General features: G+C 51.2%; 9 protein-coding genes. 5 read left to right on the top strand and 4 right to left on the bottom strand.

Annotated features, from left to right (window positions below):
• A partial coding sequence (locus BMX58_RS14060; RefSeq protein WP_242653622.1) for a helix-turn-helix domain-containing protein occupies positions 1-121 on the bottom strand: 121 nt, incomplete at its 3' end.
• A 229-nt stretch (positions 122-350) separates the two neighbouring features.
• Between BMX58_RS14060 and gorA the strand changes: the two genes are divergently transcribed.
• Complete coding sequence (gene gorA / locus BMX58_RS14055; protein WP_068621045.1) at positions 351-1,700, top strand: glutathione-disulfide reductase; 1,350 nt, start codon at positions 351-353, stop codon at positions 1,698-1,700.
• Between the two features lie 105 nt (positions 1,701-1,805).
• Here gorA and BMX58_RS14050 read toward each other — a convergent pair whose 3' ends face one another.
• Positions 1,806-2,336, bottom strand: a complete 531-nt coding sequence (locus BMX58_RS14050) for an SRPBCC domain-containing protein (RefSeq protein WP_084253762.1) — start codon at positions 2,334-2,336, stop codon at positions 1,806-1,808.
• A gap of 209 nt (positions 2,337-2,545) precedes the next feature.
• Between BMX58_RS14050 and BMX58_RS14045 the strand changes: the two genes are divergently transcribed.
• A complete protein-coding gene (locus tag BMX58_RS14045) occupies positions 2,546-3,442 on the top strand; it encodes a nuclease-related domain-containing protein (RefSeq protein ID WP_068621049.1) in 897 nt (298 codons plus the stop codon).
• Between the two features lie 92 nt (positions 3,443-3,534).
• Here the strand turns inward: BMX58_RS14045 and BMX58_RS14040 are convergent, their stop codons facing one another.
• Together BMX58_RS14040 and BMX58_RS14035 are read right to left on the bottom strand one after the other, a co-directional pair.
• Entirely contained in the window at positions 3,535-6,264 is a 2,730-nt protein-coding gene (locus BMX58_RS14040; protein ID WP_084253747.1) for a cation-translocating P-type ATPase, read from the bottom strand.
• A gap of 255 nt (positions 6,265-6,519) precedes the next feature.
• Positions 6,520-7,983, bottom strand: a complete 1,464-nt coding sequence (locus BMX58_RS14035) for an NCS2 family permease (protein WP_068621275.1) — start codon at positions 7,981-7,983, stop codon at positions 6,520-6,522.
• Positions 7,984-8,321: 338 nt separating this feature from the next.
• On the opposite strand from BMX58_RS14035, the gene BMX58_RS14030 reads away from it, so the two are divergent.
• From BMX58_RS14030 to BMX58_RS14020, 3 genes are read left to right on the top strand one after another with little or no spacing between them, the layout of a single operon-like run.
• A complete protein-coding gene (locus BMX58_RS14030) occupies positions 8,322-9,032 on the top strand; it encodes a metallophosphoesterase family protein (RefSeq protein ID WP_068621052.1) in 711 nt (236 codons plus the stop codon).
• 48 nt (positions 9,033-9,080) lie between these two features.
• Positions 9,081-11,258 carry a Tex family protein gene (locus tag BMX58_RS14025; RefSeq protein WP_068621054.1) on the top strand — a complete coding sequence of 726 codons (2,178 nt, stop codon included), beginning with the start codon at positions 9,081-9,083 and terminating at the stop codon, positions 11,256-11,258.
• A gap of 13 nt (positions 11,259-11,271) precedes the next feature.
• Positions 11,272-11,733, top strand: coding sequence for a SprT family protein (locus BMX58_RS14020; RefSeq protein ID WP_068621056.1), 462 nt, complete (start codon positions 11,272-11,274; stop codon positions 11,731-11,733).
• Positions 11,734-12,339 lie beyond the last annotated feature (606 nt).

The raw sequence follows: 12,339 nt of genomic DNA, 5'->3' as shown, positions 1-12,339 counted from the left end.
TTTTGTTCCATTCGGACAGGAAATGGTTGAACACGAACCGGGAACAGCCGATGGTCTTGGCAATCAGGATTTGTTGTTCCTGATTGGGGTAGATCCGAAACTTGTAGGCTTTGTGGATCATCATTGTTGTTCACCTCCTTCTGCCACCTATTATACACGAACATTTGTTCTTGGTCGAACGGGAGGGCCTTCTTTAACAACAAGATTTTTCGAAAAGAATAGGCTGACGCCTACCGCCATTCATCTCCCACCTACTCATTGGGCTGTGCCCTTTTCATTCCTAGAGGTGGGAGTCTTCTGGCGGAAAATGATAAAATTAAAACACAGAGTTATTATCAGGAGGAACGTAGATGAGGGAATATGATTTTATCGCCATTGGAGGCGGAAGCGGCGGCATCGCGACGATGAACCGGGCATCAGAGTATGGGGCCAGAACAGCGGTCATTGAAGGGAAATTATTGGGAGGCACCTGTGTGAACATCGGTTGCGTGCCGAAAAAAATCATGTGGTACGCTTCGCAAGTGTCCGAAGCGATCCACAAATACGGGCCTGATTACGGTTTCGAAGTCGGGGCGCATAAAATCGACTTCCCGACCTTGCTGAAGAACCGTGATGCCTACGTCGAACGCTCCCGCAATTCCTATCAGGCGGGCTTCGAACGCCGCAATGTCGACGTGATCGAAGGCTTCGCCAAATTTGTCGACAACAACACCGTTGAAGTCAACGGGGAGCTGATCCGCGCCAAACACATCCTGATCGCGACAGGCGCCAAACCGATCCGCCCGCGCATCCCTGGCGCAAAATTGGGGGACGTTTCCGACACGTTCTTCGAATGGACCGAATTGCCGGGAAAAGTTGCTGTTGTCGGTGCGGGCTACATCGCCATCGAATTGGCGGGCGTGCTGCACAATCTGGGCGTGGATACGCATCTGTATGTCCGCTACGATACGCCGCTGCGCAAATACGACGACATCATCATCGAAGGCCTGATGCAGGAAATCGAAAAGGACGGCCCGACATTGCATACGCATGCCGTTTCCAAATCCGTCGAAAAAAATGAAGACGGCACCCTGACGCTGCATCTCGAGGACGGCCGATCCGAAGTCTTCGACAAAATCATCTGGGCGATCGGGCGGACAGCCAACATCGACGTCCTCAACATCGAAGCGACGGATGTGAAAGTCAGCGACAAAAAATTCATCATCGTCGACGAATACGAGAACAGTTCGGTCGAGGGCATCTATGCAGTCGGGGACGTGACCGGCAAGAACATGCTGACTCCGGTTGCAATCGCGGCCGGTCGCAGACTTTCGGAAAGGTTGTTCAACAACAAACCGACCGAGAAGTTGAACTACGACAACATCCCGACCGTGATCTTCAGCCATCCGCCGATCGGCAGCATCGGATTGAGCGAAAAAGACGCCGTAGCGAAGTTTGGCGCCGACGAGGTGAAAGTATACAAGTCCACATTCGCATCGATGTACACAGCCGTTACGGCCCACAGACAGCTTGTGAAGATGAAGCTTGTCTGCGCCGGCGAAAACGAACAAGTCGTCGGCCTCCACGGCATCGGCTACGGTGTCGATGAAATGATCCAAGGCTTCGCGGTAGCCATCAAAATGGGCGCCACCAAAGCCGACTTCGACAACACCGTCGCCATCCACCCGACCGGAGCGGAAGAGTTTGTGACGATGAGGTAGAGAGCGTGATGATTCGCGTTTAGACACCCGTACGTTGGAGCACCCGCCGGAGTGAACTTCTTTTGTTCACTCCGGCGGGTGTGAAACGTTAGTGGTGTCTGCGAATCAGAACGCGTTTATAAAGAAAGTAAAGAACCGACTGATCGGCACCGTTTGTGGTGAGCCGATCAGTCGGTTTCTTTTTCTACTTATCAGGAAGGTCTCGAATGCTATCTTGTAATACTGATAGAGGTCGTCCCAATTTTCTGCAGGACCAGGCTTGACGGAGAGGCCGTCCAAAATAACGGCAATCCGGTCCAGACAAGCGTGCCAGCCGGCGATATCCCGGGGCGTATGCGCGGTAACCTCAATGATGTCTTCGCTGAGCTTCAGGGAGGTCTGCCCATCAGCGGTTTCAGACAATTCAAAGCGCATCGTATTTTTGTCCCAGCTGAAGGCGAAGCTGGTCGGTTCAGATACTTTGAGAATCGTCATCCTTTCATAGATCCCATTTCCGAAATCGAATTTGATTTTTCCGCCGGGTTGCAGCTGTTCGTTCACCGTAAGCATCTGCCAGACGGATGAGATGGGGTGTGGGATGACTCTGTTGAATTCGACGATTGTTGATCCATTTTGTTTTTTTGTTGTTGCGTACACTCTTTCAGTCCTTTCCGGTGGTGTGTTTTGTGTATTCATTCTAACTCTTTTTCCTCGGGAGCACCTACTCTTAACGTTCGATTTCAGCAGGCTATCTGGATGTTCACACGAAAAAACGAATCCTGTCCACTAAAAGTCAAAATTAGGGAAGCAACTACAGAATCTGTGCGGATATTACCTTTGAAACTAATAAAGAGGTGATCATTATTATGGCGTACAAGAAGCGGACGAAATCGAAGCTTTTGAAAACTTATGAACTGTTGTCTTCACGAATGGATTTGGCAAGCGATGATTACGCTTATTATCTCGAGTTGCAAAAAGAGTATGAAGGGGCGGAGCAGTTCGATGAATTGACGGAGAATTTCGAAGGGCATTGCTTGATTCTGAATGATCTGCAGTTGGAAATGAGATGGGAAACTTTCCAAATCGACGCCTTGCATATCTTTTCCGACAGACTGGTGTTGTACAAAATCGTCAATTATGAAGGCCTGCATCTTTGGGAAGAGTTGAAACTCACTAAAGTCGGCGAGGGGGTTTTGGAAAATCCGGCTTTGGAAATGCTGGAGACGCGGATCAGATTGGGATTGCAGCTGCTGGATTGGGGGGTGAAAATGAAGGTGTACGGTTTTGTTGTTTACATCAATCCGGAATTTACGCTATACAATGCTCCATCTGATGAACAATTGCTGCTGCCAAGCCAGATCCCCGGCTACTTTAGGGAACTGAATGCGGATGATGCACTGACTACCGAACAGACGGAATTGGCGGATAGACTGTTGGGACTCAACAATCCTGATTTCCGGATCAGAATGCCGGAATATCATTTTGAGCAATTAAGGAAAGGCATCCCTTGTAGCGCATGCGGTGAACTTCTGGAAACATACAGCGGCCGGTATCAAAATTGCGGTAACTGCGGAAAGAGCGTAAATGTCAAAACCGCAATCAAAACCGGCATATCGGACTTTCGCTTGTTGTTTCCGAAAGAACCAGTGACAGCATCCCGGATGGCGGAATGGTGTGGAGCCGGAAAGAGCGACCGCGTCTACAGGGTTTTGAAGGAGATGTATGCAGCTAAAGGGAACGGGAGAAAACGCTGCTACGTGTGAAAGAGCGGCGAATTGCTTCCCCGCTCACAATTGAAAAAACATAAAGAACCCCCCGCCGCAACCAGGTTGCGACGGGGGGTTCACATTATTGATTATTTGATCTGGTTCACTTTTTTGTCGTATCCTACAGCACGCAGGATTGCTTTCACGATCTCAACGAATGGGATAACGGACAATGCAGCTGCGACAACGATCATCCATTGCTGTCCGGTCATGTCGTAGATACCGAAGATTGTGTTCAATCCAGGTGTGAATGCCACCATCAGCATCAATGCCAACGACAGCAAGATTGCATAGTTGAACATTTTGTTGCCGAATGGGTTGACCGAGAACAATGATTTGAAGACTGATTTACAGTTGAAGGCATGCGACAATTGGATAAATCCTAATGTCAAGAAGGCCATCGCTTCGCCGATATGCAGTTCGAAACCATAGTAGCCAGTTGCCAACCAGAACACGAACAATGTGATGGCACCTTCATAGATACCTTGATAGATCATGCTGGTGAAGACGCCGTTCGAGAAGAAGTTGGAAGAACGGCCACGAGGCGCTTGTTCCATAACATCTTTCTCAGCTTCTTCCAAACCTAATGCGATAGCCGGGAATACGTCGGTAACCAAGTTGATCCACAGCAAGTGGATTGGCTCAAGGATCTGCCATCCCAAAATGGTCGCGATGAACAAAGTCAATACTTCACCCAAGTTAGCTGATAGCAGGTATTGAACCGCTTTTTGGATGTTGGCGAAAACTTTACGTCCTTCTTCAACCGCGTGCACGATTGTTGCGAAGTTGTCGTCAGCCAATACCATGTCGGAAGCGCCTTTGGATACTTCCGTACCTGTGATACCCATGCCGACACCGATGTCCGCTTGTTTCAATGATGGCGCATCGTTTACGCCGTCACCAGTCATGGCAACAACTTTGCCGTTGTCTTGCCATGCTTTAACGATACGTACTTTATGTTCAGGAGAAACACGTGCGTATACAGAGTAGTTTTGAACTGTGCGCAAGAAATCATCATCCGAGATGTCATTCAGTTCAGCACCCGTGATGACTGCTTTAGCAGAAGAGTTCTCATCCAAAATGCCCAGACGTGTTGCGATCGCAGAAGCAGTGTCTCTGTGGTCACCCGTGATCATGACTGTGCGGATACCAGCTTTTTTGGCTTGCGAAATCGCTTGTTTCGCTTCCGGACGCTCAGGGTCGATCATACCGATCAGGCCGGCAAAGACCAAGTCGGTTTCGACTTCTTCAGTCGTCATTTTTGCAGGAACAGCAGCGATGTTTTTGAATGCCATCGCCAGGACGCGCAAGGCTTGGATCGCCAAGCTGTGGTTTGTTTCCAGGATTTCTTTTCTGTCGGCTTCCGTGATCGGAGAAATGACGCCGGCTTTGATGATGTGCGTGCAGCGTTTCAACAATTCGTCCGGAGCGCCTTTTGTAGCGACCATGAATTGGTTGCCTTCAGGGTGGATCGTCGACATCAATTTGCGGTCAGATTCGAAAGGAACTTCCGCGATACGCGGCATGTCAGCCAATTTAGAAGCCAGGTCGAAACCTTTTTCCAAGCCGTATTGGACCATCGCTGTTTCGGTAGGGTCACCGATCAATGATTTATCGTTGGCGATTTTTGTATCGTTTGCGAAGTTCATGATCTTCATGACCGGCAATTCCAGGTCGATGTTTTCATCGGCATCATGGACTTGGCCATCGTAGTAAACTTTTTCGATCGTCATTTTGTTTTGGGTCAGTGTACCGGTTTTGTCGGAACAGATGACTTCCGTACCGCCAAGCGTTTCTACAGCAGGCAATTTACGGACAAGTGCGTTACGGCTTGCCATTTTTTGCGTACCCAATGCCAGGATGATTGTTGTGATCGCAGGCAAACCTTCCGGAATAGCGGCAACGGCTACGGAGATGGAAACCATCAACATATCCAACCAAGGACGGCCGTTGAACCCGAAGCCGATGACGAACATCAAGATAGCGATGACCAGAATCAGGATCGTCAAGGATTTACCCATTTGATCTTGGTTGATCTGAAGCGGCGTTTTCTTCTCTTCGGCGTTTTGCAGCATGTTCGCGATATGTCCGACTTCCGTGTTCATCCCTGTAAGGACGACGACACCTTCCGCACGGCCATAAGTAACGTTTGTGCTTGAGAAAGCCATATTCTTGCGGTCACCCAAAGCAGCGTCGGTTTCGACGTCGCGCAAGTCTTTTTCCACCGGTACGGATTCCCCGGTCAGGGCAGCTTCTTCAACTTTCAGTGAATTCACATCGTAAAGGCGGATATCTGCAGGAACAACATCTCCGGCTTCCAATACGATGATGTCACCAGGCACAAGCAATTCGGATTTGACTTGGATGACTTCTCCGCCGCGTCTTACGTTGGCAAGAGGTGAAGCCATTTTCTTCAAAGCTTCGATTGCTTCTTCTGCCTTGTTTTCTTGGAAGACACCCAAAGCGGCGTTAATGATGACAACGGCCAGGATGATGATGGCGTCAGCGATTTCATGACCGATAGTACCAGAAATGATAGCTGCAGCCAATAGAACGAGAATCATGAAATCCTTGAACTGATCCAAGAATTTTTGCAAAGTGGTGCGTTTTTCACCTGCTTCTAGTACGTTCTCGCCATACTCAGCCAATCTCTTCGCAGCTTCCTCTTTGGAAAGGCCAGCTTTAGTCGAATTAAGTTCAGCTAAGACTTCCTCCTCCGTTTGCGCGAAGAACGCTTTATTCAGTTGTTCTTTTGACACAGTATTTCCCCTCTCTTGACCTGAATGTAGTAGTGTTAAAATGAAAAGAGACCTATGCATAAAATTGTCTGTCAGACAACACTGTATGCATAAGTCTCACTATTTAAGGTAACACCAGCAGATAGGATTACTCTACTTATTGTTGGCGTTACCACAGCCTTGTACTGCTAGTTACTCCCCTATGGAGATATTCAGTTTAACACTCGGACTTATTATATCGACAAAATCATGTAATCGCAACAATTTATTGCCGAAAACGAAAACAATTAAAAAAACAGACACAATTCCGATCAATCGGAATTGTGTCCAGTTGCATTAAATCAATGCCAGGATGATGAAGTTGGCCAGGAACAAAGCCGAAGAGAACCACACGATCGGGTGGATTTCGTACGCTTTTCCTCTGACGACTTTCACGATGCAGTAGAAGAAGAAACCAGCTGCGATACCGTAGGAAATGCTGTAGGAAAGGCCCATGAAGATGGATGCGAAGAAGGCAGGGATCGCATCTTCCAGATCATGCCAATTGATTTCCGTGAAGGAACCCATCATCAAAATGCCGACGAGGATCAAAGCAGGAGCCGTTGCGGCAGCAGGAACGATACCGATCAGGGGTGCGAAGAACGCGCTGATGATGAACATGCCGGCAACAACAACCGCAGTCAAACCTGTACGTCCGCCAGCTCCGATACCGGCAGCACTTTCGACGTAAGTAGTCGTATTGGAAGTACCAAAGATCGAACCGATGACCGTACCGACTGAATCGGCGAACAAAGCTTTGTCCATTTTTGAGCTGAATCCGGATCCTTCTTCAAGCGCTTTTTCATCTTCTTCAGAGAAGATGCCTGTGCGGCGGCCGGTTCCGATGAACGTACCGATCGTATCAAAGGTGTCGGAAAGGCTGAAGGCGAAGATTGTCATCAATACCAACGGCAATTGGGAAGCGTCAGAGAACAAGGACAAAAGACCTTCCGAACCGAAAGCTGCACCGAAAGTTGTGCCCAATTCGGAGATGGCTGTTGAAAGCGAGTTTGCTTGCAAGGTCGCAGGTGAAATTTCAACAACACCCATCGGGATACCCAACAACGTTGTCGCGACGATACCGATCAGGATCGCGCCGCGCACGTTTTTGACCATCAGGACAGCAGTAAGGATCAATCCCAACAAAGCCAACAATGCAGGCATCTGCGTGAAATCAACCAAAGCAGGGACGATGCCGCCGCCAGTGACGACGCTTCCGACACCGCCAGTGAAAGTATCAGCTGTCGCGTCGTAAGGAGCGCCGTTGATGGCCACAATCGAACCAGCATCGGAAGTGAATTGCAGGAAGCCGGCGTTTTTGATCCCGATGTAGGCGATGAAGATGCCGATACCGCCGCTGATCGCGTGCTGCAGGCTTTCAGGGATCGACTTGATGATCATTTTTCTGATTTTAGTGACAGTGATCAGGACGTTCAGCATCCCGCAGATGAATACCATGGCCAACGCTTGCTGCCAAGAGAATCCAAGCGAGAAGACAACCGTGAACGTGAAGAAGGCGTTCAATCCCATACCCGGTGCCAAAGCGTAAGGTACGTTGGCGAATAAGCCCATCACTAATGTGCTGACTGCAGCGGAAACGATGGTCGCCAAGAAAACTGCTTGGCTAGGCATCCCTGATAAGGAAAGGATTGCCGGATTGACGAAAATGATATACGACATTGCGAAGAAAGTAGTGATTCCGGCAATGACTTCTTTGGAAACAGTCGTTCCGTGTTCTTTGAGTTTAAAGAAATTTTCCATTTTGAAAAGATCTCCCATCTGAATTTTTTTCGGCAGCGACAGGACACAGGAATGAAGGAATGATTTCAGATGCAACCCGCGCTTACCACTCGACTATTATAACCAATCGTTCAAAAGCTTGCAATTGATAAGTGAATGATTTAATCAATTTATCACTTTAATGTTCGTGATTTACGAAAAAGACCTATGAAAGCGCATCAAAAACACTGCCTTCACTTCCTAACGTTAGCCTTTCAGGCAAAAGCACCGCATTTTTTGATAATCTGCTCGGACAGCCCGATCATGGATATGTTAGAATGGAAGAAGCGAAACAGTCTGGACGGAAGAAGGTGCGGAACATGAAAGAGGAAGTGTTTGTGGTGGGCGATGTCCACGGCGAGATCACTTTGCTGCAGAAACTGTTGGAAATGTGGGATCCGGAGAAACAGCAGCTGATTTTCATCGGCGATCTGGGTGACCGCGGCGAAAATCCGAAGGCCTGCTTCCTGTTGGCGCAGGAACTTGCGGAAACACAGGGGGCGGTCTATCTCAAAGGCAACCATGAAGCGATGCTGCTGGATTTTATCGCAGCACCCGAGGATTACGCCGGGAATTATTTCCTGAACGGCGGCTTGGTTTCCCTGGAAAGCTTTCTGCATAAAGGCATCCAGGAAGAATATTCGCCGACCGAAATGGCCTTGATGATGAAGCATTACTACAAAGATTTGCTGGCTTTCCTGAAGGAGCTCCCTTTGTATCATGAATGGGAGCAGTATGTGTTCGTCCATGCCGGGGTCGATCTGGGCAAGAAGGACTGGCGCGACAGCACGGGGGAGGATTTCCTCTGGATCCGCGGACCCTTCCACAAAAAGCCCAACCGCACCGGCAAAACGATCGTGTTCGGGCACACCCCGACCTTTTACCTCTACGGCGACAACGACCGTTCCGATCTCTGGATTTCGGACGGCAAGATCGGCATCGATGGCGGAGCCGTCTACGGCGGATCGCTGCACGGCGTCGTATTCGACAAGAACGGAATGAAAGAAGACTATATCGTACAAAAAAGATGAGGTTGCCGAAACGGTCAGCCCATCCGAAAGGCAGGAGTTTTTTACAAAATGACAGAAACCGCACAACAAATCGTATTGGACTTGGTGAAAACCGAGCTGAACCAATTCAGACCCGCACAGATCGAAAAAGTACTGCAGCTATTGGAAGAGGGCAACACCGTCCCATTCATCGCGCGCTACCGGAAGGAAGCGACGGGCTCGCTCGATGAAGTCGAAATCCGCGAAATCGAGGAGCGCCACCAGTATGCGACGAATCTCCATAAGCGCAAGGAAGAAGTCATCCGCATCATCGAGGAGCAAGGCAAACTGACGCCGAAGCTCAAAGCCGACATCGAACGCGCCGACAAAATGCAGCGCGTCGAAGACCTGTACCGCCCCTACAAGCAAAAACGCCGCACGAAAGCCGCAATCGCCCGCGAAAAAGGACTGGCTCCGTTTGCCGAGTGGCTGCTGAGCGGACCGATGAATGGTTCGGTCGAAGCGAAGGCCAAGGAATACCTGAATGAGGAGATGGAACTAGCTTCTATAGAAGACGTTTTGGCAGGAGCCCACGAGATCATCGCCGAAATCATCAGCGACGAGCCGGCTTACCGCGAACATATCCGCGAATTCACGCGCAAAAACGGCCAAATCGTCAGCACAGCCAAGGATGCCGAAAAGGACGAGAAGGGCGTCTACGAAATGTACTACGAATTCTCCCAAGGCATCTCCTCGCTTGTTTCGCACCGCGTCCTGGCCATGAACCGCGGCGAAAAAGCCGGCATCCTCAAGGTCGCCGTGCTGATCGATGAGGACAAAATCTTCGCTTACCTGGCGAAAAAAGTCGTGAAGAATCCGAAAAGCATCGCCATGCCTTATCTGCAGGCCGCCTACGAGGACAGCTACCGCCGTTTCATCGGCCCGGCCATCGAACGCGAGCTGCGCAACGAACTGACTGAAGCCGCCGATGCCCAGGCGATCGATGTCTTCGGCGACAACCTGCGCAACCTGTTGCTGCAGCCGCCATTGAAAGGCAAAGTTGTGCTCGGCCTGGACCCGGCTTACCGCACCGGCTGCAAACTGGCGATCGTGGATGCCACAGGGAAAGTGTTGGCGAAGAGCGTCATCTACCCGCACAAACCGGCCAACCAGGAAAAACGCGCCGCTGCCGGGCCGGCTTTCCGCAAAATGCTGGCGGACTACAAGGTGGAGATGGTCGCCATCGGGAACGGCACCGCCAGCCGCGAATCCGAGCTGTTCGTCTCCGAGCAGATCAAGCAAGTGCCGAACACAGTCTACTACGCCATCGTCAACGAAGCCGGCGCATCGGTCTATTCCGCCAGCGACATCGCCCGCGAAGAATTCCCAGATTTCCAGGTCGAAGAACGCAGCGCCGTCAGCATCGCCCGCCGTCTGCAGGATCCGCTTGCCGAATTGGTCAAGATCGATCCGAAATCGGTCGGCGTCGGCCAATACCAGCACGACGTTTCCCAGAAACAGTTGGGCGAACGCCTGGACTTCGTCGTCGAAACCGCCGTCAACCAAGTCGGCGTCAACCTGAACACGGCCAGCGCGCCGTTGCTGCAGCACGTCGCCGGCCTGAACAAAACGATCGCGAACAACATCGTCGCTTTCCGCGAAGAGAACGGCGCCTTCGACAGCCGCCAACAACTGAAGAAAGTGCCGCGACTCGGACCCAAAGCCTTCGAGCAGTCGGTCGGCTTCATGCGCATCGTCGACGGTAAGAACATCCTTGACAACACGGACATCCATCCGGAATCGTACACAGCCGCCAAAGAAGTGCTGGCGTTGGCCGGGCTGAGCCTGAAGGACATCGGCAGCGACCAGGCCCGCGAAGCGCTGGGCGCGTTGGATCGCAGCCAAGTCCGCGAAGCGACCGGACTCGGGAAGGAAACCTTGCAGGACATCATCGCCGGCCTGACGAAACCGGGCCGCGATCCGCGCGACGACATCGCGCAGCCATTGCTGCGCCAGGATGTGCTCTCGATGGAAGACCTGAAACCGGGGATGGAACTGCAGGGCACCGTCCGCAACGTCGTCGACTTCGGCGCCTTCGTCGACATCGGCGTCAAACAGGACGGCATGGTCCACATCTCCAAACTCAGCAACCGCTTCGTCAAGCACCCGTCCGATGTCGTCGCGGTCGGCGATATCGTGACCGTCTGGGTCGATCATGTCGACACGAACAAAGGCCGGGTTGCCCTGACGATGCTGCCGCAAAAATAATGAGGAACAGTCGATGAACGAACAAGAACTGCAGCAGCTGGTGGAACAAATTTCGCGTACGGTCTTTAATAAGCCGTTCCGCCACCGCGCCACCTTCAACCGCCGCCTGAAGACGACAGGCGGGCGCTACCATCTGAACAGCCACAACCTGGATTTCAATCCCTTGGTGCTGGAACTGCACGGCCCCGAGGAGCTGGAAAAGGTCGTGAAGCATGAACTCTGCCATTACCATCTTCATCTCGAAGGGCGAGGGTACCGGCACCGGGATGCAGACTTCCGGAATCTGCTGAAGGAGAGCGGCGGGAGCCGTTTCGTCAAGGACCTGCGTGGACCGATGGATGCGCTGGTGCCGCCGAAATGGCTTTATGGTTGCAGCGCCTGCGGGCAGGCATATCCGCGCAAAAGGCGCATCGATCTGAAGAAGTATGTCTGCGGGAAATGCAGGGGGAAACTGAACCTGGAGCACACCGTGTAAAAGAGCCAAGCCTCCTCAGCGGGTGCACCTCCGCTGAGGAGGCTTCTGGCCGGAGAAACAACTGTGCAATTGTCGTGAACTCCGGTAAGTTGTTGCTCACCGGAGTTCAGTATTTAAGTTGAAGGTGAACTTCGGCGAACCAGGCTCTCCCCGGAGGAGAATGCATCCTTCTGGATCCCTGGCCACTTATCTACAGCAAGCCGGACTAAAATTATTCCGGAACACACAAAAGAAGCATCGGCGCAGTTTGCCGATGCTTCTTTTGTGCGGTGTGCCCGGCATGGGTGATAACTTGGTGGTGAAAGTCCACTACAGGCTTTGCAGTAGGAACTGTTAGCGAAGGACAAGGGTGTCCACCGTGAGGTGGAATCTGAAGGAAGTCGGACGCAAACACTTGCACTGACGAACAGAAATCTCATATGAGGCTGTATGGAGACGGACGAGCTTGCCGCACATAGCAAAGTCCTATACTGCACAAATCTCCTACAGTAAATGAGGCAGTGACATGAGTGGAAGGTTATCATTCTTACCCGGGGAGGTCTCGCTAGCAGGACTCCCTGTAGTAACAACGAATAGCGAGAAGTCAGCAGAGGTCATAGTAGCGAA

It is taken from the genome of Trichococcus ilyis (genome assembly GCF_900109135.1).
Classification (GTDB): domain Bacteria; phylum Bacillota; class Bacilli; order Lactobacillales; family Aerococcaceae; genus Trichococcus; species Trichococcus ilyis.
The sequence above is the reverse complement of the archived record's forward strand: the minus strand, read 5'-3'. Positions and strand labels throughout refer to the sequence as shown.

Coding starts and splice junctions, on each gene's coding strand:
- BMX58_RS14040 (WP_084253747.1), bottom strand. CDS start 6,264: ATGCATAGGTCTCTTTTCATTTTAACACTACTACATTCAGGTCAAGAG.
- gorA (WP_068621045.1), top strand. CDS start 351: ATGAGGGAATATGATTTTATCGCCATTGGAGGCGGAAGCGGCGGCATC.
- BMX58_RS14020 (WP_068621056.1), top strand. CDS start 11,272: ATGAACGAACAAGAACTGCAGCAGCTGGTGGAACAAATTTCGCGTACG.
- BMX58_RS14030 (WP_068621052.1), top strand. CDS start 8,322: ATGAAAGAGGAAGTGTTTGTGGTGGGCGATGTCCACGGCGAGATCACT.
- BMX58_RS14045 (WP_068621049.1), top strand. CDS start 2,546: ATGGCGTACAAGAAGCGGACGAAATCGAAGCTTTTGAAAACTTATGAA.
- BMX58_RS14035 (WP_068621275.1), bottom strand. CDS start 7,983: ATGGAAAATTTCTTTAAACTCAAAGAACACGGAACGACTGTTTCCAAA.
- BMX58_RS14025 (WP_068621054.1), top strand. CDS start 9,081: ATGACAGAAACCGCACAACAAATCGTATTGGACTTGGTGAAAACCGAG.